Below are 25,103 nucleotides of genomic sequence, written 5' to 3'. Positions count from 1 at the left end.
CAGCGGTGGTCCGAGGTTCCCGCCACGGCCGGTAGGCTGGTCACATGTCCGAACCGACCGGTGCCGCCCGCCGTCGCGGGCCCTTCAAGGTCGGGGACCAGGTCCAGCTCACCGACCCCAAGGGACGCCACTACACGTTCACGCTCGAAGCCGGGAAGAACTTCCACACCCACAAGGGTTCCTTCCCCCACGACGAGCTGATCGGCGCTCCCGAGGGCAGTGTTGTCCGAACCACGGGAAACGTCGCCTACCTGGCGCTGCGACCCCTGCTCCCCGACTACGTCCTGTCCATGCCCCGCGGCGCCGCCGTGGTCTACCCCAAGGACGCGGGGCAGATCCTGGCCTTCGCCGACATCTTCCCCGGCGCCCGCGTCGTCGAGGCGGGCGTGGGCTCCGGATCGCTCAGCAGCTTCCTGCTCCGCGCCATCGGCGACCAGGGCATGCTGCACTCCTACGAGCGCCGCGAGGACTTCGCCGAGATCGCCCAGCAGAACGTGGAGCGCTACTTCGGCGGCCCCCACCCCGCCTGGCAGCTCACCGTCGGCGACCTCCAGGACAACCTCAGCGACACCGAGGTCGACCGCGTCATCCTCGACATGCTCGCCCCCTGGGAATGCCTGGAGGCCGTCTCCAAGGCGCTCGTCCCCGGCGGCATCCTCTGCTGCTACGTCGCGACCACCACCCAGCTCGCCAGGACCGTCGAGTCCATCCGCGAGATCGGCGGCTTCAACGAGCCGACCGCCTGGGAGTCGATGATCCGCAACTGGCACATCGAAGGCCTCGCCGTCCGCCCCGACCACCGCATGATCGGGCACACCGGCTTCCTCCTCACCGCCCGCCGCCTCGCGGACGGCGTCGAGCCCCCCATGCGCCGCCGCCGCCCCGCCAAGGGCGCCTACGGCGAGGACTACTCAGGACCGAACGCCGACGGCGGCACCCCGCGCTGACCCGCGCCACAGGACCCGCCCAATGAGCAGGCGCCGCCGCCGAGTTCCCTGACCGACCAGGGAACTCGGCGGCGGCGCCGTTTCGTTGACAGGACACCAGCCGCGTACCGGAAGAACCGCGAGAGCCACCGGATCACCAACCGGATCACCACCGTGACCCCGGTGTTCCACCTCACTGTGACGTATGGCACGATGCTGGCCACCCCCCGCCGGCACAGCCCTCACAGGAGACACTTCCTAGTGCAGCACCCCGCCGTCCCGGAACTGGCCCACACCACCGCCCGCCCCATCCACTGGCTCGCCACCGCGGCCGCCCTGGCCGCCGTCGTCGCCGCCTCCGCCGTCCTCCAGCCCGACCCCGCGACCGCCGCACAGACAGGCCCGAAGCCGCACCCCAGAGCCGCCGCGGCCGCACCGGCCCCGGCCCCCGCGCCCGACCCGGCCTCCGTCGACTTCCCGATCAGCTGCGGCCCCGTCGAGCCCGTCGTGAAGAAGAAGGCCACCGGCGACCTCGACGGCGACACCAGACCCGAGACGGTCGCCGTCGTCCACTGCGACGCCGGATCCGGCACCCCGCCCGACGGCATCTATGTGATCAGGCCGGCAGCCGGCAAACCCCGCGTCGTCGCGACCCTCGTCGACCCCGAGGACCGCCTCACCGTCAGCGCCTTCGCCCTGCGTGACGGCGCGGTCACCGCCACCCTCCTCGGCTACTCCACACCCGACGTACCCCGCTGCTGCCCCGACAAGCAGGACAGAGCCAAGTGGCAATGGAAGGACGGGACGTTCAAGCGGACGACGCCCGCCGAGGCGCGCAGCGTGTGACGCCCCGGCAGCGGCCGGATCAAGCCGCCTCGGGGCCGTAGACCTCGACGCCGTCCGAAACCCGCCGCACATGGATGCAGTCGCCAGGACACTCCTTGGCCGAATCCACGACGTCGTTGAGGAGCGGCAACGGCACGGGCGTTGTCGCCCCCGGGGTCTGAAGCAGCTCGTCGTCGCCGCTCTTCACATACGCCAGACCATCGATGTCCAGCTCGAACACCTCCGGCGCGTACTGCGCGCAGATGCCGTCCCCGGTACAGAGGTCCTGGTCGATCCAGACCTCCAGCGGATCGCCCTCACTGCCGGTCTCGGCCTCGTGCCGCACGGTCATCTCTCCTGCCGGTCGCTGCGCCGGGCGGCCCGAAAATACAGCAAGTCGGGCCAGCCCTGACGGGTGTTGAACAGTTCGACGATACAACCGCCCGCTTTCCGATGTTGTTGGGTGGGTATTCCTCTGGCGTGAGGGAGAGCGCAAGGGTGAAGATCGGACACACCCCCACTGTCTTTGTGATCTAGGGGTTTCAATCGACACCCACCCAGGTAGGGTCTGGAAGCGTCCAGCTCCCCTTGGAGGAGGTGAGGACCGTGGCAGCCCACGACGACGACATCAACCGCGGCATCCGGCCGGGGCGAGGGTCTGAGGACCCCGCCGGTCAGGTTGCCTATCTCGAGCAGGAAATCGCCGTCCTGCGACGCAAGCTCGCCGACTCTCCGCGTCATACGAGGATTCTCGAAGAGCGGATCGTCGAGCTGCAGACCAACCTGGCCGGCGTATCCGCACAGAACGAGCGGCTCGCCAACACGCTCCGTGAGGCCCGCGACCAGATCGTGGCCCTCAAGGAGGAAGTCGACCGGCTCGCACAGCCACCGGCCGGCTTCGGAGTCTTCCTCGTGGCGAACGAGGACGGCACGGCGGACATCTTCACCGGGGGCCGCAAGCTCCGGGTGAACGTCAGCCCGAGCGTGGAGCTCGAAGAGCTCAGGCGCGGCCAGGAAGTAATGCTCAACGAAGCGCTCAACGTGGTCGAGGCCATGGAGTTCGAGAGCGTCGGCGACATCGTCACCCTCAAGGAAATCCTCGAGGACGGCGATCGAGCCCTGGTGGTCGGACACACCGACGAAGAACGAGTGGTGCGGCTCGCCGAACCCCTCCTCGACGTCACCATCCGCCCGGGCGACGCCCTCCTGCTCGAACCCCGCTCCGGCTACGTCTACGAGGTCATCCCCAAGAGCGAGGTCGAAGAGCTCGTCCTCGAAGAAGTCCCCGACATCAGCTACGAGAAGATCGGCGGCCTCGGCGGCCAGATCGAGATGATCCGGGACGCCGTCGAGCTCCCCTATCTCTACCCCGACCTCTTCAAGGAGCACGAACTGCGGCCGCCCAAGGGCGTCCTGCTGTACGGGCCCCCCGGCTGCGGCAAGACACTGATCGCCAAAGCCGTCGCCAACTCCCTTGCCAAGAAGGTCGCCGAGGTCACCGGCCAGCCCGCGGGGAAGAGCTACTTCCTCAACATCAAGGGCCCCGAACTCCTCAACAAGTACGTCGGCGAGACCGAGCGCCACATCCGCCTGGTCTTCCAGCGTGCCCGCGAGAAGGCGAGCGAAGGCACCCCCGTCATCGTCTTCTTCGACGAGATGGAATCCCTCTTCCGCACCCGCGGATCCGGCGTCAGCTCGGACGTGGAGAACACCATCGTCCCCCAGCTGCTCGCCGAGATCGACGGCGTGGAAGGCCTGGAGAACGTCATCGTCATCGGCGCCTCCAACCGCGAGGACATGATCGACCCCGCGATCCTGCGGCCCGGACGACTCGACGTCAAGATCAAGATCGAGCGCCCCGACGCCGAAGCCGCGAAGGACATCTTCGCCAAGTACCTCACCGAACGGCTCCCGCTGCACGCCGACGACCTGGCCGAGCACAGCGCCGACCGGCGCACCACCGTCCAGGGCATGATCCAATCCGTCGTCGAGCAGATGTACGCCGAATCCGAGGAGAACCGCTTCCTCGAGGTGACGTACGCCAACGGCGACAAGGAAGTCCTCTACTTCAAGGACTTCAATTCCGGCGCCATGATCGAAAACATCGTGGGCCGCGCCAAGAAGATGGCCATCAAGGCCTTCCTCGAAGCGAACCAGAAGGGCATCAGGGTCGCCCACCTCCTCCAGGCTTGCATCGACGAGTTCAAGGAGAACGAGGACCTGCCCAACACCACCAACCCCGACGACTGGGCCCGCATCTCCGGCAAGAAGGGCGAGCGGATCGTGTACATCCGCACCCTCGTCACCGGAAAGCAGGGCGCGGACACCGGACGCTCCATCGACACGGTGGCCAACACCGGTCAATACCTGTAGAACACAGGACGGCTGCGGGTGTCCTTCACGGGTACCCGCAGCCGTCTGCTTTTCAATGAAGGCAATGATCTCCCCACCAGCGCAAAGGCGTTCTAGGCTCTTCGGTACCGCCGAGTCGCGCAGTGCGGGGACGGGCACCGCACACGCACCGGAGCAACAGCGGTACTTGAGCGCCGTTCCCGAACGGGAGCGCCGCCGGGCAAGGAGGGCCGCATGACCGTACGGCGAGTAATGGGCATCGAGACGGAGTACGGCATCTCCGTCCCCGGCCACCCCAACGCCAACGCAATGCTCACCTCGTCCCAGATCGTCAACGCCTACGCCGCGGCGATGCACCGGGCGCGGCGCGCCCGCTGGGACTTCGAGGAGGAGAACCCGCTGCGGGACGCGCGGGGATTCGACCTCGCCCGCGAGGCCGCCGACTCCAGCCAGCTGACCGACGAGGACATCGGCCTCGCCAACGTCATCCTGACCAACGGAGCGCGCCTCTACGTGGACCACGCGCACCCCGAGTACAGCTCACCCGAGATCACCAACCCCCTGGACGCGGTCCTGTGGGACAAGGCCGGCGAACGCATCATGGCCGAGGCCGCCGAACGCGCGGCCCAGCTCCCCGGCGCCCAGCCGATCCACCTCTACAAGAACAACACCGACAACAAGGGCGCCTCCTACGGCACGCACGAGAACTACCTGATGAAGCGGGAGACCCCCTTCTCGGACATCGTGCGGCACCTCACGCCCTTCTTCGTCTCCCGGCAGGTCGTCACCGGCGCCGGCCGCGTCGGCATCGGACAGGACGGCCACGAACACGGCTTCCAGCTCAGCCAGCGCGCCGACTACTTCGAGGTCGAGGTCGGCCTGGAGACGACGCTGAAGCGCCCCATCATCAACACCCGCGACGAGCCGCACTCCGACGCCGAGAAGTACCGCAGGCTGCACGTCATCATCGGCGACGCCAACCTCTCCGAGATCTCGACGTACCTCAAGCTCGGCACGACGTCCCTGGTCCTCGCGATGATCGAGGACGGCTTCATCAACGTCGACCTCGCCGTCGACCAGCCCGTGCGCACCCTGCACCAGGTCTCCCACGACGCGTCGCTCAAGCACCTCGTCACGCTCCGCAGCGGCCGGTCACTCACCGCCGTGCAACTCCAGATGGAGTACTTCGAGCTCGCCCGCAAGTACGTAGAGGAGCGGTACGGCTCCGACGCCGACGAGCAGACCAAGGACGTACTGGCCCGCTGGGAGGACGTCCTCGGCCGCCTGGAGAGCGACCCGATGAGCCTCTCCGGAGAGCTCGACTGGGTCGCCAAGCGCGAGCTCATGGAGGGCTACCGCCGCCGCGACAACCTCGACTGGGACGCCGCCCGGCTCCACCTGGTCGACCTCCAGTACGCCGACGTACGCCCCGAGAAGGGCCTCTACAACCGTCTGGTGGCCCGCGGCAAGATCAAGCGGCTCCTCGACGAGGCGGACGTCGAGCGCGCCACCACCAAGCCGCCCGAGGACACGCGCGCGTATTTCCGCGGCCGCTGCCTCGAGCAGTACGCGGACGACGTGGCCGCGGCCTCCTGGGACTCGGTCATCTTCGACCTCCCCGGCCGTGACTCTCTGCAACGGGTGCCCACGCTGGAGCCCCTGCGCGGCACGCGCAACCACGTCAAGGAACTCCTGGACCGCTGCCGCAGCGCAGAGGACCTGGTTCGGGTCCTCTCGGGCGGCTGAAAGGTCATCCACGGGGGAATCACAGAGGTGGGTCCCGCACGTTGACGCAACTGCGGGGCCGATGTCGGACCCGAAGCGTAGGGTCTGATCAAGAACGTCTAACCGAGCGAGCGGGGTGAGGTAGATGGCGACCAAGGACACCGGCGGCGGACAGCAGAAGGCGACGCGTCCCACCGAGGAGACCGAGGAGCAGACGCAGGACGCGCAGGCTTCGGAGGACCTCAAGGAGCGGCAGGAGAAGCTGAGCGACGACGTCGACTCGGTTCTTGACGAAATCGATGATGTGCTCGAGGAGAACGCCGAGGACTTCGTGCGCTCCTTCGTTCAGAAGGGTGGGGAGTGACTTTTCCTTCGAATCGAAGGGTGGGGATGTAAGGAGGGGTCTTGTCGGAGCCGCTCAAGCGGCGCGCGATGCCGGGAGTTCAAGCCGCGCGAGGCGTTTGCGTCAAATCGGGCATGGCGTGATGGCCTGCAGTGCTACTGCAGGCCGTGCCGGACATCTCAAGCGCCAGTACGGCATGACCGAAGCCGAACGCGATGAAATGATCGCCTCCCCAAAGGGGCTCTGCGTGATCTGTCTCAGTGCCCCCGCCGTCCATGTGGATCACTGTCACGAGACGGGTAAAGTCCGTGGCGTACTGTGCTTCAACTGCAACTCGGGCATCGGCAAGTTGGGGGACGACCCCGACAGGACCCGCCGAGCCACCGCTTACCTGGAAGGAAACTCGTGGAAGCCAATCCTCGTAGCACCGGGCGTCTACCAGCTGCCTTCCTGACGCCTGGTTCGTCGTCGTTCATGGATTTCCTCTCCGAGCACCAGCCGGAGATCCTCCCCGGCAACCGTCAACTGCCGCCCACGCAGGGCGTCATCGAGGCGCCGCACGGCACGACCATCGTGGCCGTGACGTTCCCCGGCGGTGTGGTCCTCGCCGGTGACCGGCGGGCGACCATGGGCAATGTGATCGCGCAGCGGGACATCGAGAAGGTGTTCCCGGCCGACGAGTACTCGGCGGTGGGCATCGCCGGCACGGCGGGTCTCGCCGTGGAGATGGTGAAGCTCTTCCAGCTGGAGCTGGAGCACTTCGAGAAGGTGGAGGGCGCCACGCTCTCGCTGGAGGGCAAGGCGAACCGGCTCTCCACGATGATCCGCAGCAATCTCGGCATGGCCATGCAGGGTCTCGCCGTGGTGCCGCTCTTCGCGGGGTACGACGTGGACCGCGAGAAGGGGCGCATCTTCTCGTACGACGTGACGGGTGGGCGTTCGGAGGAGCACGGTTTCGCGGCGACCGGTTCGGGTTCGGTCTTCGCGCGCGGTGCGATGAAGAAGCTCTACCACGACGGTCTCACCGAGGAGCAGGCGACGACGCTGGTCGTTCAGGCGCTGTACGACGCGGCCGACGACGACTCGGCGACGGGTGGTCCGGATGTGGCCCGCCGGATCTTCCCGATCGTCACGGTGATCTCGGACGAGGGGTTCCGGAGGCTGACGGACGACGAGTCGTCCGCGATCGCGCGCGCGATCCTGGAGAAGCGTCTTGAGCAGCCGGACGGTCCGCGCGCCGCTCTGCTCTGATCGCTCCGAATTCGCCACTGACTGAAGTTTTTTGACAGAAAGGGACGGATCCGGTGTCGACGCCGTTCTATGTCTCACCCCAGCAGGCCATGGCCGACCGGGCGGAATACGCCAGGAAGGGCATCGCCCGTGGCCGCAGCCTTGTCGTGATGCAGTATGCCGACGGCATTGTGTTCGTCGGCGAGAACCCGTCCCGTGCGCTGCACAAGTTCAGCGAGATCTATGACCGGATCGGCTTCGCGGCCGCCGGCAAGTACAACGAGTACGAGAATCTGCGCATCGGCGGCGTGCGCTACGCCGACCTTCGTGGATATACGTACGACCGCGACGACGTGACGGCCCGTGGGCTCGCCAACGTCTACGCGCAGACGCTCGGCACGATCTTCTCCAGTAACGCGGAGAAGCCGTACGAGGTGGAGCTGGTCGTCGCCGAGGTCGGTACGACGCCGGACGGTGACCAGATCTACCGGCTGCCGCACGACGGTTCGATCGTGGACGAGCACGGTTCGGTCGCGGTCGGTGGCAACGCCGAGCAGATCAGCACGTATCTCGATCAGCGGCACCGGGACGGGATGACGCTGGCCGAGGCGCTCAAGCTCGCGGTGCAGGCGCTGTCCCGCGACACCAACGGCAGTGAGCGGGAGATCCCCGCGGAGCGGCTGGAGGTGGCGATCCTGGACCGGACGCGGCCGCAGCAGCGGAAGTTCAAGCGGATCGTGGGGCGGCAGCTGTCGCGGCTGCTCGACGAGGGCGGTGCGACGGACGCGGCGACCGATGCGGACGAGGACGCCGGGCCTGCGCCGAAGTCCGGCGGTGACATCGAGTAGTTCGCTTGCGGGCGCGCCCCGTGTTCCGGCCGACGGCCGGGGCGCGGGGCGCGTTCGTGTGTGGGGTGGCCGTCAGCGGGCGGGTCCGGTGGAGCCGCGGACGACCAGCTCGACGGGGAGCGGGGTGGCGTCGGGGGCGCGGCCCTCCAGGACGGCGACGAGGGACTCCATGCCGCGCTCGCCGAACCGTTCGGCGGGGAGGCGGACCGTCGTGAGTTCCGGTTCGACGGCGGTGGCCAGGGTGAGGTCGTCGAAGCCGGTGACGGAGACGTCCTCGGGGACGCGCAGGCCGAGTCGGTGTGCGGCTTTGCAGACTCCGGCGGCGAGGAAGTCGTCGTCGCAGACGACCGCGGTGGGCCGGGGGCCGGGGGCGGAGAGGGCGGCTTCGGCGACGACGCGGGCGCCTGCGACGTTGAGGGGTGCGGCGACGCGGCGTACGGCGGTGTCGGTGCCGCGCAGGGTGCGGTCGAGGGCGTCGGCGCGGACGTCGAAGGTCCAGGAGTCGACGTCGGCGGCGAGGTGCAGGAAGTCGCGGTGGCCGAGGGCGAGGAGGTGTTCCGTGGCGCGGCGCATGCCGTCGGCGAGGTCGAGGTTGACGGTGGCGGCGCCGAGGCTGCCGGCGGGGTCGCTGTCGAGCATGACGAGGGGGAGGTCGTCGCCGCGGATGGTGGCGAGGGCGTCGGAGGCCATGGAGGAGGCGAGGACGCCGTCGAGGGAGGCGCGGGCGGAGGCGAAGGGGTCGCGGGCGGGTCCGATGCCGTCGGGGGAGGGGTAGAGGACGACGCCGAAGCCGTGGCGGGCGGCGATGCGGGCGACGCCGGTGTAGACGTGTGCGAAGAATTCGTTGGTGAGTTCGGGGACGACGAGGAGGGCTGTTCTGGTCCTGCCGAGGCGGAGGTTGCGGGCGGCGAGGTTGGGGCGGTAGCCGAGTTCGCGTGCGGCGGTGCGGACGCGTTCGGCGGTGGGTTCGGCGACGCGGCCGCGCCATTTGTCGCCGAGGACGAGGGAGACGGTGGCCTGGGATACGCCGGCCGCGCGTGCGACGTCGCGGCTGGTGGGGCGTGGGGCCCCGGCTTCCTGAAGTGGCCCGGCCACTGTCGCCTCCCGTTCTGCGGTGGACCCGCGTGCTGCGCTCATGGTACGTATGACGCCGGACGTTATACGTAAAACCCCGGCTCGGCGTGCGGGGGGAGGGCGGAGAACATGGCGGCGGGATACGCGGAGATCCTCCGGACGCGGTACGCGACGCGGCTGCTGGCCGGGACGCTGGTGGGCAGGTTGCCGAACGCGACGGCGGCGATCGCAATCGTGCTGTTCATCCGGGCCGAGGGCGGCACCTACAGCCTGGCCGGCGCGCTGGCCGCGGTGTACGGCGTGGCCAACGCGGTGGGCCAGCCGCTGCTCGGGCGCCTCGTCGACCTGTACGGCCAGCCGCGCATCCAGCTGCCCGCCGCGCTGCTCTCCGGGCTCGGCATGGCGGTGTTCGCGTTCACGGGGCCGGACCAGCTGGCGCTCGCGTATGGGGCGGTGGGGGCCGCCGGTCTGTTCACGCCGCCTCTGGAGGGCGGTCTGCGCGCCCTGTGGCCGAGCGTCCTCGGCAAGGAGGAGCAGGTCCACACCGCGTACGCCATGGACGCCATAGCCCAGGAAGTCATGTTCACCGTCGGGCCGTTGCTCATCACGGGCTGCGTGGCCCTGTGGTCGGAGCAGGTGGCGCTCCTCGTCGTCAACGTGGTCGGCGTGCTCGGTGCCCTCTCCGTAGTGGTGTCCCGGCCTTCGCGCGCGTGGCGCTCGGCGCCGCGGGAGGCGCACTGGCTCGGTGCCCTGCGCTCGCCGGGGCTCCTCGCGCTCCTCGGCGCGTTCCTCTTCATCGGCATGGCGCTCGGTTCCATCACCGTCGCCGGGGTCTCGTACGCGGACGCGCACGGGGGTGACGCGGTGTACGGCTGGATGATGGCGGCGCTCGGTCTTGGCGCGCTCGTCGGTGGTTCCGTGTACGGGGCGCGGCAGTGGGCCGGTGTGCCGGAGCGGCGGCTGAGTCTCCTGGTGGCGCTGTTGGCGGTCTGCTATTGGCCGTTGGTGCTGACGCCGGGGGCGGTGGCGATGGTGCCGCTGACGGCGCTCGCGGGTGTGTTCCTCGCGCCGGCGCTCGCGTGTGCGTTCATCATCGTGGACCGGCACGCTCCGCGGGGCACCGTGACGGAGGCGTTCTCCTGGCTCGTGACGACGTTCACGGTGGGGGCGTCGCTGGGGACGGCGGCGGCGGGGCCGATGGTCGAGTGGGGTGGCGCGGCGTGGGGTTTCGCGGTGCCGGGGCTCGCCGGCGTGGCGGCGCTGCTGGTTCTGCTCGCCACGGCGCGGGTACTCGTACCGGTCGTGGAATCCGGGGTTGTTGCGGGTTCATCGGAAAATGATCGAAACGGTGCTGCCGAACCCGGTTTCAGTGCCGGGCATCAGGCGTAATGTTCAGTCATGGACCGCCGCATTTTCGGGCTGGAGAACGAGTACGGCGTCACGTGCACGTTCAGGGGACAGCGCCGCCTGTCGCCTGACGAGGTGGCGCGCTACCTCTTCCGCCGTGTTGTGTCATGGGGCCGCAGCAGCAACGTCTTTCTGCGGAACGGCGCCCGCCTGTATCTCGACGTGGGGTCACACCCGGAATACGCGACACCCGAGTGTGACAACGTGACCGAGCTGGTCACCCACGACAAAGCGGGCGAGCGCATTCTGGAAGGCCTGCTCGTCGACGCCGAGCGCCGCCTGCACGAGGAGGGAATCGCGGGCGACGTCTACCTTTTCAAGAACAACACCGATTCGGCGGGAAACTCCTACGGCTGCCACGAGAACTATCTGGTGGCACGTCACGGGGAGTTCTCCCGGCTCGCGGACATCCTCATTCCGTTCCTCGTCACGCGGCAGCTGCTGTGCGGCGCGGGCAAGGTGTTGCAGACTCCGCGCGGCGCCGTGTACTGCGTCAGTCAGCGTGCCGAGCACATCTGGGAAGGGGTGTCCTCCGCGACCACCCGGTCCCGGCCGATCATCAACACCCGCGACGAGCCGCACGCGGACGCCGAGCGCTACCGCAGGCTCCACGTCATCGTCGGTGACTCGAACATGTCCGAGACGACCATGCTCCTCAAGGTCGGTGCCACCGATCTCGTGCTGCGCATGATCGAGGCGGGCACGGTGATGCGGGACCTGACTCTGGAGAACCCGATCAGGGCGATCCGGGAGGTCAGCCACGACATCACCGGCCGCCGCAAGGTGCGCCTGGCCAGCGGCCGGGAGGCCTCGGCCCTCGAAGTGCAGCGCGAGTACTACGAGAAGGCGGTGGACTTCGTCGACCGGCGCGGCATCCGCACCGGCACCGTCGAGCAGGTCCTGGAGCTGTGGGGCCGCACGCTGGACGCGATCGAGTCGGAGGACCTCGACCGCATCGGCACCGAGATCGACTGGGTCATGAAGTACAAGCTCATCGAGCGGTACCGCGCCAAGAACAACATGACCATGTCGCACCCGAGGGTCGCGCAGATAGACCTCGCGTACCACGACATCCACCGTCGTCGGGGGCTGTACTACCTCCTGGAGAAGAAGGGCCAAGCCGCCCGTATCTGCAACGACTTGAAGATCTTCGAAGGCAAGTCGGTGCCGCCGCAGACCACCCGCGCGCGGCTGCGCGGGGACTTCATCCGGCGGGCTCAGGAACAGCGGCGTGACTTCACGGTCGACTGGGTCCACCTCAAGCTCAACGACCAGGCACAGCGCACCGTGTTGTGCAAGGACCCCTTCCGGTCCGTGGACGACCGGGTGGAGAAGCTCATCGCCGGCATGTGATCCCGGGGCCCAAAGGGGCCCTGGGGAACCGAGTCATGTTGCGGGAACGCAACACGGGCGCCGTACGTTCCTCGTACGGCGCCCTTCTCACGCCGTAGAGTTGCGCGCACGCCAACCCACAAGATCGACCGATACGAGGCCCCCACCGTGCGCCGACGCTCACTTCTCCTTGCCGTCCCGGCCGGCCTGCTCACGCTGGCAGGTTGTGGTGACGACAAGGCCGACAAGGCCAAGTCCAAGCCCACCGACAGCCCGACGAACGCGACGTCGGCCCCGCCGACCGCGAAGATCGTGGACGGGCCGCTGCCCGAGATCACGAAGGGCGACAAGTTCGGCCAGAAGCCGACCGTGGCCAAGGGCAAGGGCAAGCCGTCCTCGGACCTCGCCGTCAAGACCCTGATCGAGGGCAAGGGCAAGAAGGTCGCCAAGGGTGACTATCTCCAGGCCAACTACCTCGGCCAGATCTGGGCCACGGCCAAGGTCTTCGACAACTCGTACGACCGCGGCAACCCCACGGTCTTCCCGATCGGTGTCGGCCAGGTCATCCCGGGCTGGGACCAGGCGCTGGTCGGCAAGAAGCTCGACAGCCGGGTGGAGATCGCCATCCCCCCGAAGATGGGGTACGGCGAGGAGGGCAACAAGCAGGCGGGCATCAAGGGCTCGGACACGCTGGTGTTCGTCGTCGACCTCGTCGGCACCTTCAACTCGAAGAGCTCGGCCGAGGGCAAGGAGGTCGCGCAGTCCAACAAGGACCTGCCCAAGGTCGGCACGAACACCGACGGCAAGGCCCCCTCGATCGACGTCCCGAAGACCGACGCCCCCAAGAAGCTCGTCGCTTCGTACGTCCTGGAGGGCGACGGCGACAAGGTCAAGGAGACCGACAGCCTCCTCTGCCAGTACAAGGGTGTGCTCTGGGCCGACGGCAAGGAGTTCGACTCCTCGTACAAGAGCGGGCAGCTCGCCCAGTTCCAGCTGGCGCAGGTCGTCAAGGGCTGGGCGCAGGGTCTGACGGGCAAGAAGGTCGGCAGCCGCGTCCTCATCGTCATCCCGCCGGAGCTGGGGTACGGCGACCAGCCGCCGCAGGGCAGCTCGATCAAGAAGGACTCCACGCTGGTGTTCTGCGTGGACATCCTCGCGAAGGCCTGAGCCCTCGGGGATGTAAGACTGTCCGAGCTGACCTTTTCGTATCAAGCAGGAGCATTTTCGTGAACATCGACAAGCCCGAGGTCGACTTCCCCGTCGGCGACCCGCCGGCCGATCTCCAGATCAAGGACCTCTGGGAGGGCGACGGGCCGGTCGCGAAGGCGGGCGACTTCGTCAAGGTCCACTACGTGGGCGTGGCCTTCAGCACGGGCGAGGAGTTCGACGCGAGCTGGAACCGCGGCAACCCGCTGGAGTTCCAGCTGGGCGCCGGCCAGGTCATCCCCGGCTGGGACCAGGGCGTGCAGGGCATGAAGGTCGGCGGCCGGCGCGAGCTGACCATCCCGGCCCACCTGGCGTACGGCGACCGCGGCGCAGGCGGCGGCCGCATCGCCCCGGGCGAGACGCTGATCTTCGTCTGCGACCTGGTCTCCGTCTGAGGACGTCTGTGACCTGATCCTTTCGCCGAGGGTCCATGCCTGCCCGGCATGGGCTCTCGGCTTTTGCGCAGCCTGTCCGGCATGAACCCTCGGCTTTTGCGCAGACACCCCCGGGCGGTACGGTCATCGGTCGGAAGCACAATCTGAACAGCCGAGAAAGGGCGTCGATGGCCATTGCCAAGGCCGAGCGGCTGATGAATCTTGCGCTGTGCCTGCTCGGGACCCGGCGGCCGCTCAGCAAGCGTGAGCTTCGGGACTCCATCGAGGCGTACGTCGAGGCCTTCGGGCCGGGGGGCCGGGCAGCCGGGTCCGAGGACTCCTTCAACCGGATGTTCGAGCGCGACAAGGACGATCTGCGCGAGCTGGGCCTGGTCATCGAGACCGTGGAGAACCTCGAGGGCGAGGTCGGCTACCTCGCCCGCCGCGACAGCAACCGCCTGCCGCCCATCACCCTGGACGCCGAGGAGGCCGCGGCCCTCGGCCTGGCCGCCAAGGTCTGGCAGCAGGCCCGCCTCGCCGGGGCCGCCAGCGGCGCCCTTCAGAAGCTGCGCGCCGCAGGCCTGCCCGAGGGCGTGGACCCGTACGGGGCGCACAGCGCCCTGGAGCCCCGCATCCCCGCGCACGAGGCGTCCTTCGAGCCGCTGATGCTGGCCTGCCGCGACCGCCGCCCCGTCGTCTTCGACTACCGCAAGGCCACCGCCGCCCGCCCCGAGCAGCGGCACGTGGAGCCCTGGGCGCTGGAGTGCTGGCGCGGCCACTGGTACCTCGCGGGCTGGGACCGCGACCGGGGTGCCGAGCGGGTCTTCCGGCTCTCCCGGATCACCGGCAAGGTGCGCGCCCGGGCGGGGAAGTACACGGCGGACGTCCCGGACGTCGTCACGGTCCGCGAGACCGTCGCGAGCTGGGCGGGGGAGACCGCCGACCGCACCGCCCTGATCCGGCTGCGCACGGACGCCGGCTACCCGCTGCGGGCCAAGGCCGTCGCGGTGCGGGAACTGGGCGACGGCTGGGCGGAGTTGGAGATTCCGTACGGCCACGGGCTCGATGCCTGGCTGGTGGAGTTCGGGCCCGACGTGGTGGTTCTGGAGCCCGCGGAGCTGCGGGCCGACGTCGTGGACCGGCTGCGCGCCGTGGCCAAGGGCTGAGGGGAACGACAAGACCAATGGCCTCGAACGCCATCGATCAGACGCGGCGGATGCTGTCGCTGGTGACCTATCTGCGCGAGCGCCCCGGCGCCCACGTCGGCGACGTCGCCCGCGCCTTCGGCATCACCACGGACGAGCTGATCTCCGACCTCGATGTGCTGCCGATGTGCGGGACCAGCTTCCGCGGCGGCGACCTCCTCGACATTGACACCGACGGCGACCGCATCTGGTGGCACAACCCCGACGACGTCGCGGCCCCGCTGCGGCTCGCCGCCGACGAGGCGACCGCCCTGCTCGTCGCCGCCCGCGCCGTGGCCACGCTGCCCGGCCTGCGCGAGAGCGACCGCCTCGCGCTGCTGCGCGCCACCGCGAAGCTGGAGACCGCGGCGGGTGAGGCGGCGGGCGCCAGCTCGCGCCTCTCGGTGACCTTCGAGTCCGAGGGCGGCGTCTTCGCCGACGTCGACCGGGCCATCTCCGAGCGCCGCAGGCTCTGGATCCGCTACTACTCGCCCGCCCGCGACGAGGTCACCGAGCGCGAGATCGACCCGATCCGCCTGGTGAGCGTCGGCCACACCTATGTGGAGGCGTGGTGCCGGCGCTCCGAGGCGCGGCGCACCTTCCGCCTCGACCGCGTCGCCGAGATCAAGATCCTCGACGAGCCGTCCATGCCGCCCGAGGTGGAGCTGCGCGACCTGTCCGAAGGTCTCGTGCAGCCCGCGGCCGAGGATCCGGAGGTCGTCGTCGAGGTCGGTCCCGGCGGCCGCTGGGTCGCCGAGTACTACCCGCACGACAGCGCGGAGGAGCTGCCCGACGGCGGCCTGCGGATCACCCTGCGCACCCCCGAGCCCGCCTCGCTGCGCCGGCTCGCGCTGCGGCTCGGCAGGGACGGCCGGATCGTCTCCCCGCCCCAGCTCGCGGAGAGCGCGCGCCAGGCGGCACGGGAGGCTCTTGAGGCGTACGACAGGGATGTCGAGACGTACGGGGAGGGCGCCGAGGCGTACGAGAGGGACGTCGAGGCGTACGAGAGCGAGCGCGACAGTCACGACAGTCAGGAGCAACGGCGTTGAGCACACCGACGATGTCCGGGCTGCCCGGAGTGCCGGCGCAGCCGCGGCCCGCCCCCGTCTTCTTCACGGCCGCCTGCCCGGAGTGCCGCGCGCGGTTCGAGCTCTCCGCCGGGGCGCTGCGGCTCGCGATCGGCGCCAGCCGCCGCACCACCTTCTACTCCTTCACCTGTCCCGAGTGCGGGGCCGCGGTGCGCAAGCCCGCGGGGGAGCGCATCGTCGAACTCCTCACCCGCGGCGGGGTGCGGACGCTGCGTCTGCACTCGACCGTCTAGGCTCGGCGCATGTTCTGGGCGATGCTCGCGATCGCGGCGGGCTTCTTGGGCCTCGCCGTCCTCGGCGTACTGGCGGTCAGGGTCTTCGTGGAGGCGCAGCGTCTCGCGCGTCAGGTGAGCGAGACCACACGGAGGATCAACCGGGCCGCGGAGGACCTGGAGAAGGCCGCGGCCCGGGTGGCCGGTGCGGGACGAGGGGCTCTTTAGCGTCCGCGATCTGTCAACTCCCCGAGGGGGGCGGGTACGCTGCGGGCACGGCCCGGATCGAGGCGGGGGCCGCACTCGGAGTATGCGCGGGGATTGCCGAGCGTTTACCCCGGGGGGTTACGATCGCTGTCAGCGCGGGAGATCGGATGTATGTCCGGTCTGCCGGGCAACCAGACTCCTGTCGCCTCGGTGAAGAAGGTATACAGCTATGGGTAGGCTCGGCCCCACCGAGATCATTCTCATCCTCGTCATCATCGTCCTGCTGTTCGGTGCCAAGAAGCTGCCCGACATGGCGCGCTCTCTCGGCAAGTCGGCCCGCATCCTCAAGAGCGAGGCCAAGGCCATGAAGTCCGAGGGCAAGGACGACGCCGCCGCCCCGGCCGACCCGCCGAGCGACCCGCTCCAGAAGCGCACGATCCAGGCTGCCCCCGGCGACGTGACCAGCTCGCGCCCGGTCACCGAGCCGACCGACCGTACGACGCAGCGCTGATCCAAGGCCGGCGACGACGGCCGGCCTGCCGCACGAGATGAGGACGTGGGTTGCTCAAGTCTGCCCGCAAGAAGGAGAAGGACCCCGAGGGGCGGATGTCCCTCGGGGAGCATCTGCGCGAGCTCCGCAACCGGCTCGCGAAGGGGCTCCTCGCCATCACGGTCGTGTCGATCGTGGCGGCTTTCTACAGCCAGGAGCTGATGGAGTTCCTCGCTGATCCGGTGCCGCGCTGCAAGCCGGGCATGGACCCCACGGGCGGCCACTGCGCGAAGGTGACGTTCAACGACCTGCTGTCGCCCTTCACCACCACGGTGAAGGTCAGCCTCATGGTCGGCATAATCGTCTCCAGCCCGGTCTGGCTGTATCAGCTGTGGGCGTTCGTCGCGCCCGGTCTGCACAAGCACGAGCGGAAGTACACCTACTGGTTCGTCGCCGCCGCCGTGCCGCTCTTCTTCGGCGGCGCCTGGCTGGCGTACACGATCATGCCGGTCAGCATGCGGGTCCTGATCAGCATCACGCCCGACCAGGCCGAGAACCTCCTCGCGATGGACAAGATCCTCGACTTCACGGTCAGGATGGTCCTCGTCTTCGGTATCTCCTTCGAGCTGCCCCTGCTCCTGGTCATGCTCAACATGACGGGGATGGTGACGGGCCGCCGCATGCTCACGTGGTGGCGCGGCGTGGTCATGGGTGTCTTCATCTTCGGTGCCGTGGCGACCCCGACCACCGACCCCGTCGGCATGATCGCGCTCGCGGGACCGATCGTCGTCCTCTACTTCATGGCCGTCGGCATCTCCTTCCTGAACGACGCGCGCCGCCGGCGCAACGACCCGGACGCCGAGCTCGACGACGACGAGGCCTCCGACCTCGACCTCACGCCCGAGGCCGTCGGCGAGGTCGAAGCGGTGCGGTCGCCGCAGGCGCTGCCGGAGCAGGCGGGCACCGGACGGGCCGATCATCGTGTGAACGGTTTCGACGACGTGACCTGACCTTGTAGGGTCCGGCCGTGACCAGCGAGATCACTCTCTTCGTCAATCCCACCGCGGGCCGCGGCCGGGGCGCCCACGCGGCGCAGCCGGCCGCTTCCGCTTTGCGGGCCCGCGGCTTCTCCGTGCGCACGGTCATCGGCGCCGACGCCCCCGACGCGCTGCGGCGGGCCCGCGACGCCGTCGACGGCGGCACGGGAGCGCTGATAGCCGTCGGCGGTGACGGCATGGCGAGCCTCGCGCTACAGGCCGTCGCCGGGACAGACACCCCGCTGGGGGTGATCGCGGTGGGGACCGGCAACGACTTCGCGCGGGCCCTCGGCCTCCCGGTGCGCGAGCCCGCCGCCGCGGGGGAGATCGTGGCCGAGGCGCTCAAGGGGGCCCGCACCCGCGACGTCGACCTGGGCAGGGTCGGCGGGACCTGGTTCGGGACGGTGCTCGCCTCGGGCTTCGACTCGCGCGTCAACGACCGGGGCAACCGGATGCGGTGGCCCACGGGGCGCTTCAAGTACGACCTCGCGATGGTCGCGGAGCTGGCCGCGCTCAAGCCGATCCCGTACCGCGTCACCCTGGACGGCGGGGACGTCCACGAGGTCGAGGCCACGCTGGTCGCGGTCGGCAACGGATCGTCGTACGGCGGCGGCATGCGGATCTGCGCCGGTGCCGACATGAGTGACGGGCTCTTCGACGTCACCGTGGTGGGGGAGTGCAGCCGGACGACGCTGCTCAAGGTCTTCCCACGGGTCTACCGGGGCACGCACCTGGACCATCCGAAGGTCACCGTGCACCGCGCGGCCAGGGTCGAGCTCGCCGCGCCCGGCGTCACCGGGTACGCGGACGGGGAGCCGCTGGGGGCGCTGCCGCTGACCGCGGAGTGCGTGCCGGGGGCGGTGCGGGTCCTGACCACGTGAGCCGACGATAATGATCGTCTGTTGTCAGTGGTGGCCGGTAGTCTCGAAAGCACGATGACAGAGGACCTCTCACCGGCCGAGCGGTACGCGGCGGCGCGCAAGCGCGCTGCCGAGCAGGCCACCGCACTCGCGTCCTTCCGCGAGATGTACGAATTCGGCCTCGACCCCTTCCAGATCGAGGCCTGCCAGGCGCTGGAGGCCGGCAAGGGCGTGCTCGTGGCCGCCCCCACGGGCTCGGGCAAGACGATCGTCGGCGAGTTCGCCGTGCACCTCGCGCTCCGCCAGGGCAAGAAGTGCTTCTACACCACGCCCATCAAGGCGCTCTCCAACCAGAAGTACGCCGACCTCTCCAAGAGGTACGGCGCGGACAAGGTCGGCCTCCTCACCGGCGACAACAGCGTCAACAGCGACGCCCCGGTGGTCGTCATGACCACCGAAGTCCTGCGGAACATGCTGTATTCCGGCTCGCAGTCGTTGCTGAACCTCGGCTATGTGGTCATGGACGAGGTGCACTACCTCTCCGACCGCTTCCGGGGCGCCGTCTGGGAGGAAGTGATCATCCACCTCCAGGAGTCGGTGACGCTGGTCTCCCTGTCGGCCACCGTGTCGAACGCGGAGGAGTTCGGCGACTGGCTCGACACCGTCCGCGGCGACACCGAAGTGATCGTCTCCGAGCACCGGCCCGTGCCGCTCTTCCAGCACGTCCTTGCCGGGCGTCGGATGTACGACCTCTTCGAGGAGGGCGAGGGCCACAAGAAGGCGGTCAACCCGGACCTCACGCGCATGGCGCGCATGGAGGCCAGCCGCTCGTACAACCCGCGCGACCGCCGCAAGGGCAAGATGATCCGCGAGGCCGACCGCGAGCGGGAGCGCCGCCAGCGGTCGCGGATCTGGACGCCGGGCCGCCCCGAGGTCATCGAGCGGCTCGACGCCGAGGGCCTGCTGCCCGCGATCACGTTCATCTTCAGCCGCGCGGGCTGCGAGGCCGCGGTGCAGCAGTGTCTGTACGCGGGCCTCCGGCTCAACGACGACGAGGCACGGATGACGGTCCGCGAGATCGTCGAGGAGCGCACGGCCTCCATTCCCCACGAGGACCTCCATGTCCTCGGCTACTACGAATGGTTGGAGGGGTTGGAGCGCGGTATCGCGGCGCACCACGCGGGCATGCTGCCCACCTTCAAGGAGGTCGTCGAGGAGCTGTTCGTGCGCGGCCTCGTCAAGGCCGTCTTCGCCACCGAGACCCTCGCGCTCGGCATCAACATGCCCGCGCGCAGCGTGGTCCTCGAAAAACTCGTGAAGTGGAACGGCGAGCAGCACGCCGACATCACCCCGGGCGAGTACACACAGCTGACCGGCCGTGCCGGGCGCCGCGGCATCGACGTGGAGGGCCACGCGGTGGTCCTCTGGCAGCGCGCCATGAGCCCCGAGCACCTGGCGGGCCTCGCGGGCACGCGCACCTATCCGCTCCGCTCCAGCTTCAAGCCGTCGTACAACATGGCGGTCAACCTGGTCGAGCAGTTCGGGCGGCACCGCTCGCGCGAGCTGTTGGAGACGTCCTTCGCGCAGTTCCAGGCCGACAAGTCGGTCGTGGGGATCTCCCGTCAGGTCCAGCGCAACGAAGAGGGCCTGGAGGGCTACAAGGCCTCGATGACCTGCCACCTGGGCGACTTCGAGGAGTACGCGCGGCTGCGCCGCGAGCTCAAGGACCGCGAGACGGAGCTCGCCAAGCAGGGCGCGGCCCAGCGCAGGGCCGCCGCCGCGGCGGCCCTGGAGAAGCTGAAGCCGGGGGACGTCATCCACGTCCCGACGGGGAAGTACGCGGGTCTCGCGCTCGTCCTCGACCCGGGTCTGCCCGCCGGGCGGGCCAACGGCCACCGCGGCTTCGACCACGTGGACGGTCCGCGGCCGCTGGTGCTCACGGCCGAGCGGCAGGTCAAGCGGCTCGCGGCGATGGACTTCCCGGTGCCCGTCGAGGCCCTGGAGCGGATGCGCATCCCCAAGTCGTTCAACGCCCGATCGCCGCAGTCCCGCCGCGACCTCGCGTCGGCGCTGCGCACCAAGGCCGGGCACATCGTCCCCGACCGGCACCGCAGGGGGCGCGCGGCGGCCGCGGACGACCAGGAGATCGCACGGCTGCGCGCGGAGCTGCGCGCGCACCCCTGCCACGGCTGCGACGAGCGTGAGGACCACGCCCGCTGGGCCGAGCGGTACCACCGCCTCAAGCGGGACACCGCGCAGCTGGAGCGCCGCATCGAGGGGCGTACGAACACGATCGCCCGCACCTTCGACCGCATCGTCGCGCTCCTCACCGAGCTCGACTACCTCCGCGGTGACGAGGTCACCGAGCACGGCAAGCGGCTCGCCCGGTTGTACGGCGAGCTGGACCTGCTGGCCAGTGAATGCCTGCGCGCCGGCGTGTGGGAGGGGCTGAAGCCGGCGGAGCTGGCCGCGTGCGTCTCGGCGTTGGTGTACGAGTCGCGGGTGGGTGACGACGCGCTCGCGCCGAAGCTGCCGTCCGGTGCGGCGAAGGCGGCGCTGGGCGAGATGGTGCGCATCTGGGGCCGCCTCGACGGTCTGGAGGAGGAGTTCAGGATCAGTCAGGCGGAGGGCGTCGGCCAGCGCGAGCCGGACCTCGGCTTCGCCTGGGCGGCGTACATGTGGGCGAGCGACAAGGGCCTCGACGAGGTGCTGCGCGAGGCCGAGATGCCGGCCGGTGACTTCGTGCGCTGGTGCAAGCAGGTCATCGACGTCCTCGGGCAGATCTCCGCGGCGGCGCCGCGCGAGGGCAGCACGGTCGCGAGGAACGCCCGCAAGGCCGTCGACCAGCTCCTGCGTGGCGTCGTGGCGTACAGCTCGGTGGGCTGAGGCCCCACCAGCCGCTGAGCACGAGCGCTGAATACGAGCGCTGAATACGGGCGCTGAGCACGGGCGCGTTCGTCGACCGACCGGTCGTCGGACGCGCCCGTTCCGTATGTCCTTTCGGGGTTACTCCATGTGTTCGAAGTGTTGCGTCGCGTACAAAAGGGCGGAGTGTATGCCCCTTGGCGAGCCCTTTGCAGAGGGTTGCCGAATGTGACTCGGCGATGATTTCGGCGGACTAAGCTCGCCCGGAGCGCGGCGAGTTGAACCGAGTTGCGGCAGGTTCGCGCGCTTGTTCCCAAATCTCCCGATCGTTCGTTTCGGCATCCGCAGAAACATGTTCCGTCATTCCCCGAAGACGTCAAAACCCCCAAGACGAGTGTTCAGAGGGCATACATGGTGAGTGTTCAATCGCCTCCCGGTGGCCGAGAAGTCCCTTACGCGCGCGCGTTGTTGCTGCCCGCCATGCTGATGGCGGCGGCGACCGGAGCCGCCGTCGCCTCGGTGGCGGAGCCGGCCCGGCCCGCCGTCGGCTGGTGCGGCGCCGTCGCGACCCTCCTGGTCGTCGTGGTCGGCGTCGAGGCGGTACGCCGCGGCCGGACGCTCCGGAGGCAGCGCACGCAGTACGCACAGCGACTCGCCGGCCTCGAACGGCGCATCGCGTCCCACGACGACGAGACCGTCCGCCTCGGCCGGGAGATCCTGCCCGACGCCCTCTGGCGGCTGCGGCAGGGCGAAGCGCCCCCGGAAGTGATCCGCAACGTCGTCGACAAGAGCGAGGCCTACCGCGAACTCCCCGCCTCCCAGCGTGACTTGCTCCGCTCCGTCCTCGAAACCCTGGATCACGAGGAGGCGATGCGCGAGTCCGCGCAGCGCGCCTTCGTCAACATCGCCCGGCGCGTCCAGTCGATCGTCCACCAGCAGGCCGCCGAACTCCGCGAGATGGAGGAGTTCCACGGCCGCAACCCCGAGGTCTTCGACGACCTCCTGCGCATCGACCACGGCACCGCCCTGATCGGCCGGCTCGCCGACTCCATCGCGGTGCTCGGCGGCGCCCGCCCCGGCCGCCAGTGGCCCAACCCCGTACCGCTGTACAGCGTGCTGCGCGGCGCGATGTCCCGGATCCTCGACTACCCGCGCGTCGAACTGCACTCCATCGCGGAAGTCGCCATCCACGGCACGTCGGTCGAGCCGCTCATCCACGCCTGCGCCGAACTCCTCGACAACGCCACCCGGTACTCGCCCCCGCAGACCAAGGTGCACGTCACCGCCGTCGAGGTGCAGACCGGCATCGCCGTCGAGATCGAGGACGGCGGCGTCAGCCTCAGCGAGGAGGCACGGGCCCGCGCCGAGCGCATGCTGGCCCAGGCGCAGGCCGGCATCGACCTCAACGACCTCGGTGAGACGCCCCGCCTCGGCATGGCCGTCGTCGGACGCCTCTCGCAGATGTACAACCTCCAGGTCTCGCTGCGGCAGTCGGCGTACGGCGGGGTCCGCGCGGTGCTCATCGTGCCGCGCGAGATGATGACGACCGGGCCCGCGCCCGGCCTCGCCCACGGCATCGGCGCCTCCGCCGTGCCGCGTGTGGACAACGCGGGACGGACCATCGAGGAGCCCGCCCGGAACATCCGCCGCAAGAAGCCGCGCGTCGTCACCGCGGGCCCGCCGCTGCGCTCCCCGCGCACCGCCACCGCGACCGTGCAGGACGACGTCCCCGAGGTCACCGAGTGGACGTCGGGCGGCCTGCCGCAGCGCCGCAGCCGCGTCAAGATCTCCCTCAAGGAGCGGTACGCCCAGGAGGCCGAGGCCCAGCGGATCGCCGAGGCCCACGCCGCCGCCACCGCGCCGCCGCCGCCCGCGCCCAAGCGGGACGAGCCCGAACCGGGCCTGTGGATCGAGGCGTTCATGAAGGGCGTCAAGGGAGACAACCAGCCGGACGGCTCCGACCCGGTGCCCCCGCAGAACAACCACGGCAGCGCCGACGAGAGGGACTGGCAGTGATCCAGCAACGCGCCAACTTCGACTGGATGCTGAAGGAACTCGCCGACGGGGTGCCGCAGACCCGGCAGATCGTGGTGCTCTCCGCCGACGGTCTGCGCATCGCGCGCTACGGCGGCGACCCCGACGCGGCCGACCGCATCGCCGCGGCCTGCGCGGGCTTGCAGTCCCTCGCCGCCGCCGTCGCCACCGAGATCCCGCACAGCGACGGCGGCATGAAGATGGTCATCATCGAGATCAACGGCGGCTACTTCTACCTGATGGCCGCGGGCGCGGGCGCCTACCTCGCCGTGCTCGCCGACGAGACCGTCGACGCGGGCCTCGTCGGCACCCGCATGCGCGACCTCGTCGTGCGCATCGGGGCGCACCTGACGAGTCCGCCCAGGCGTGACGGGCAGGCCGTATGACTCCTCCGCAAGACTCCTCCCACGGCTCGGAGCAGGGTGGCCCACCCGACCCCGGCACGCACCCGCAGCGGGAGCGCCGCAGCCCCGAGAACCCGGAGCGGCTGTACATCCTCACCGGCGAGGACTCCGACCGGGCCCCGCTCGACCTCGTCACCCTGATCGTCGCGCAGGGTGAGGCGTCCCCGATGGCCCAGCCCGAGCACTCCGCGATCCTGCGGCTGTGCACGACTCCGCTGTCCGTCGCCGAGCTCTCGGCGTACATGGCGCTGCCGTTCAGCGTCGTGACGGTCGTCCTCACGGAGTTACTGGCGACCGAGCTCGTCCAGGCGCGCGCCCCCATCGTCCGCTCCGCGCTCCCCGACCGATCCCTCCTCGAAGCGGTGATGCATGGACTTCAGAAACTCTGAGACCACCGACACGATCTCCGGCCCGCGCAGTGAGGACGTCCTGCCGCACACCGCCACGGCCGCCGTGAAGGTCGTGATCGTGGGCGGCTTCGGGGTCGGCAAGACGACGATGGTCGGCTCGGTCAGCGAGATCCGCCCGCTGACCACCGAGGAGACCATGACCCAGGCGGGCATCGGGGTCGACGACAACTACGGCTCCGAGTCCAAGACGGCCACCACCGTGGCGATGGACTTCGGGCGCATCAGCATCTCCGAGGAGCTCGTCCTCTACCTCTTCGGCACCCCCGGCCAGGAACGCTTCTGGTTCCTGTGGAACGGCCTCTTCGAAGGGGCGCTCGGCGCCGTCGTGCTCATCGACACCCGGCGCCTCGAAGTCAGCTTCGACGTGATCGGCCGCCTGGAGGAGCGCGGCGTGCCGTTCGTCGTGGCCGTCAACGACTTCCCGGACGCGCCCGTCCACCCCATCGAGACGCTCCGCAGGGCGCTCGACCTGGAACCGGCCGTGCCGATCATGGCGTGCGACGCCCGCCGCAGGGAGTCCAGCCGCGACGTCCTGATGACCCTGATGCGCTACCTCCACTCCCTGACGGCGACCCGCGTCTGACCGCACCCGCACCCCGTATCCAGCACCCCCTATCCATCACCCCGGAACTCTGCAACCCGGACCCCTTCAGCGAAACCCGGAGCGACG

26 protein-coding genes are annotated in these 25,103 nt (G+C 69.6%); 24 read left to right on the top strand and 2 right to left on the bottom strand.

The features are described from left to right. Positions 1 to 44 precede the first annotated feature (44 nt). Positions 45 to 947, top strand: coding sequence for a tRNA (adenine-N1)-methyltransferase (locus ACZ4Z4_RS16390; protein ID WP_125511707.1), 903 nt, complete (start codon positions 45 to 47; stop codon positions 945 to 947). Between the two features lie 240 nt (positions 948 to 1,187). Further along, positions 1,188 to 1,772 (top strand): hypothetical protein, encoded by a 585-nt coding sequence (locus tag ACZ4Z4_RS16385; protein WP_468327373.1) that lies wholly within the window; start codon positions 1,188 to 1,190, stop codon positions 1,770 to 1,772. 19 nt (positions 1,773 to 1,791) lie between these two features. On the opposite strand, the gene ACZ4Z4_RS16380 is transcribed toward ACZ4Z4_RS16385, so the two are convergent. Continuing rightward, positions 1,792 to 2,103, bottom strand: coding sequence for a ferredoxin (locus ACZ4Z4_RS16380; protein ID WP_468327372.1), 312 nt, complete (start codon positions 2,101 to 2,103; stop codon positions 1,792 to 1,794). Between the two features lie 254 nt (positions 2,104 to 2,357). Between ACZ4Z4_RS16380 and arc the strand changes: the two genes are divergently transcribed. The 6 genes from arc (at position 2,358) to prcA (ending at position 8,249) form a co-directional block, all read left to right on the top strand. Then, complete coding sequence (arc, locus tag ACZ4Z4_RS16375; protein WP_362993692.1) at positions 2,358 to 4,124, top strand: proteasome ATPase; 1,767 nt, start codon at positions 2,358 to 2,360, stop codon at positions 4,122 to 4,124. Between the two features lie 213 nt (positions 4,125 to 4,337). Beyond that, entirely contained in the window at positions 4,338 to 5,849 is a 1,512-nt protein-coding gene (gene dop / locus ACZ4Z4_RS16370) for a depupylase/deamidase Dop (protein WP_468327371.1), read from the top strand. Positions 5,850 to 5,973: 124 nt separating this feature from the next. Further along, positions 5,974 to 6,192 (top strand): ubiquitin-like protein Pup, encoded by a 219-nt coding sequence (locus ACZ4Z4_RS16365; protein ID WP_150219625.1) that lies wholly within the window; start codon positions 5,974 to 5,976, stop codon positions 6,190 to 6,192. After that, entirely contained in the window at positions 6,128 to 6,625 is a 498-nt protein-coding gene (locus ACZ4Z4_RS16360; RefSeq protein ID WP_468327686.1) for an endonuclease VII domain-containing protein, read from the top strand. The genes ACZ4Z4_RS16365 and ACZ4Z4_RS16360 overlap by 65 nt, the downstream gene beginning before the upstream one ends. Continuing rightward, positions 6,577 to 7,422 carry a proteasome subunit beta gene (gene prcB, locus ACZ4Z4_RS16355; RefSeq protein ID WP_468327370.1) on the top strand — a complete coding sequence of 282 codons (846 nt, stop codon included), beginning with the start codon at positions 6,577 to 6,579 and terminating at the stop codon, positions 7,420 to 7,422. The genes ACZ4Z4_RS16360 and prcB overlap by 49 nt, the downstream gene beginning before the upstream one ends. Before the next feature lie 53 nt (positions 7,423 to 7,475). Beyond that, on the top strand, positions 7,476 to 8,249 hold the full coding sequence (prcA, locus tag ACZ4Z4_RS16350; protein WP_468327369.1) for a proteasome subunit alpha: 774 nt from the start codon (positions 7,476 to 7,478) through the stop codon (positions 8,247 to 8,249). 72 nt (positions 8,250 to 8,321) lie between these two features. On the opposite strand, the gene ACZ4Z4_RS16345 is transcribed toward prcA, so the two are convergent. Then, positions 8,322 to 9,386, bottom strand: a complete 1,065-nt coding sequence (locus ACZ4Z4_RS16345; protein ID WP_468327368.1) for a LacI family DNA-binding transcriptional regulator — start codon at positions 9,384 to 9,386, stop codon at positions 8,322 to 8,324. 66 nt (positions 9,387 to 9,452) lie between these two features. Between ACZ4Z4_RS16345 and ACZ4Z4_RS16340 the strand changes: the two genes are divergently transcribed. The 16 genes from ACZ4Z4_RS16340 (at position 9,453) to ACZ4Z4_RS16265 (ending at position 25,016) form a co-directional block, all read left to right on the top strand. Next, positions 9,453 to 10,712: an MFS transporter gene (locus ACZ4Z4_RS16340; RefSeq protein WP_468327367.1), complete on the top strand. Its 1,260-nt coding sequence runs from the start codon at positions 9,453 to 9,455 to the stop codon at positions 10,710 to 10,712. Positions 10,713 to 10,721: 9 nt separating this feature from the next. After that, positions 10,722 to 12,083 (top strand): Pup--protein ligase, encoded by a 1,362-nt coding sequence (pafA, locus tag ACZ4Z4_RS16335; RefSeq protein WP_055567245.1) that lies wholly within the window; start codon positions 10,722 to 10,724, stop codon positions 12,081 to 12,083. Between the two features lie 147 nt (positions 12,084 to 12,230). Further along, positions 12,231 to 13,229, top strand: a complete 999-nt coding sequence (locus tag ACZ4Z4_RS16330; RefSeq protein ID WP_468327366.1) for an FKBP-type peptidyl-prolyl cis-trans isomerase — start codon at positions 12,231 to 12,233, stop codon at positions 13,227 to 13,229. A 59-nt stretch (positions 13,230 to 13,288) separates the two neighbouring features. After that, positions 13,289 to 13,663 carry an FKBP-type peptidyl-prolyl cis-trans isomerase gene (locus tag ACZ4Z4_RS16325; protein ID WP_468327365.1) on the top strand — a complete coding sequence of 125 codons (375 nt, stop codon included), beginning with the start codon at positions 13,289 to 13,291 and terminating at the stop codon, positions 13,661 to 13,663. Positions 13,664 to 13,830: 167 nt separating this feature from the next. Further along, entirely contained in the window at positions 13,831 to 14,808 is a 978-nt protein-coding gene (locus tag ACZ4Z4_RS16320) for a helix-turn-helix transcriptional regulator (RefSeq protein ID WP_468327364.1), read from the top strand. A gap of 17 nt (positions 14,809 to 14,825) precedes the next feature. Further along, a complete protein-coding gene (locus ACZ4Z4_RS16315) occupies positions 14,826 to 15,875 on the top strand; it encodes a helix-turn-helix transcriptional regulator (protein ID WP_468327363.1) in 1,050 nt (349 codons plus the stop codon). 11 nt (positions 15,876 to 15,886) lie between these two features. Continuing rightward, the gene (locus ACZ4Z4_RS16310) at positions 15,887 to 16,147 is read left to right on the top strand and encodes a hypothetical protein (RefSeq protein WP_468327684.1); all 261 of its coding nucleotides are present in this window, start codon (positions 15,887 to 15,889) and stop codon (positions 16,145 to 16,147) included. 9 nt (positions 16,148 to 16,156) lie between these two features. Further along, positions 16,157 to 16,354, top strand: a complete 198-nt coding sequence (locus ACZ4Z4_RS16305; RefSeq protein ID WP_468327362.1) for a hypothetical protein — start codon at positions 16,157 to 16,159, stop codon at positions 16,352 to 16,354. Positions 16,355 to 16,562: 208 nt separating this feature from the next. Further along, positions 16,563 to 16,844 (top strand): Sec-independent protein translocase subunit TatA, encoded by a 282-nt coding sequence (gene tatA, locus ACZ4Z4_RS16300; protein WP_468327361.1) that lies wholly within the window; start codon positions 16,563 to 16,565, stop codon positions 16,842 to 16,844. Positions 16,845 to 16,939: 95 nt separating this feature from the next. Continuing rightward, on the top strand, positions 16,940 to 17,833 hold the full coding sequence (gene tatC / locus ACZ4Z4_RS16295; RefSeq protein ID WP_468327682.1) for a twin-arginine translocase subunit TatC: 894 nt from the start codon (positions 16,940 to 16,942) through the stop codon (positions 17,831 to 17,833). 17 nt (positions 17,834 to 17,850) lie between these two features. Then, positions 17,851 to 18,741, top strand: coding sequence for a diacylglycerol kinase (locus ACZ4Z4_RS16290; RefSeq protein WP_468327360.1), 891 nt, complete (start codon positions 17,851 to 17,853; stop codon positions 18,739 to 18,741). 54 nt (positions 18,742 to 18,795) lie between these two features. Continuing rightward, positions 18,796 to 21,606: a DEAD/DEAH box helicase gene (locus ACZ4Z4_RS16285; protein WP_468327358.1), complete on the top strand. Its 2,811-nt coding sequence runs from the start codon at positions 18,796 to 18,798 to the stop codon at positions 21,604 to 21,606. Positions 21,607 to 21,996: 390 nt separating this feature from the next. Further along, positions 21,997 to 23,601 carry an ATP-binding protein gene (locus ACZ4Z4_RS16280; protein WP_468327356.1) on the top strand — a complete coding sequence of 535 codons (1,605 nt, stop codon included), beginning with the start codon at positions 21,997 to 21,999 and terminating at the stop codon, positions 23,599 to 23,601. Further along, positions 23,598 to 24,005, top strand: a complete 408-nt coding sequence (locus ACZ4Z4_RS16275; RefSeq protein ID WP_468327355.1) for a roadblock/LC7 domain-containing protein — start codon at positions 23,598 to 23,600, stop codon at positions 24,003 to 24,005. Before ACZ4Z4_RS16280 ends, ACZ4Z4_RS16275 begins: the two co-directional genes overlap by 4 nt. Continuing rightward, positions 24,002 to 24,412: a DUF742 domain-containing protein gene (locus ACZ4Z4_RS16270; RefSeq protein ID WP_468327353.1), complete on the top strand. Its 411-nt coding sequence runs from the start codon at positions 24,002 to 24,004 to the stop codon at positions 24,410 to 24,412. Before ACZ4Z4_RS16275 ends, ACZ4Z4_RS16270 begins: the two co-directional genes overlap by 4 nt. After that, positions 24,393 to 25,016 (top strand): GTP-binding protein, encoded by a 624-nt coding sequence (locus tag ACZ4Z4_RS16265; RefSeq protein ID WP_468327352.1) that lies wholly within the window; start codon positions 24,393 to 24,395, stop codon positions 25,014 to 25,016. Before ACZ4Z4_RS16270 ends, ACZ4Z4_RS16265 begins: the two co-directional genes overlap by 20 nt. Positions 25,017 to 25,103 lie beyond the last annotated feature (87 nt).

It is taken from the genome of Streptomyces sp. NPDC030245, from assembly GCF_055572995.1.
This window is presented reverse-complemented; position numbering and strand designations above follow the sequence as displayed.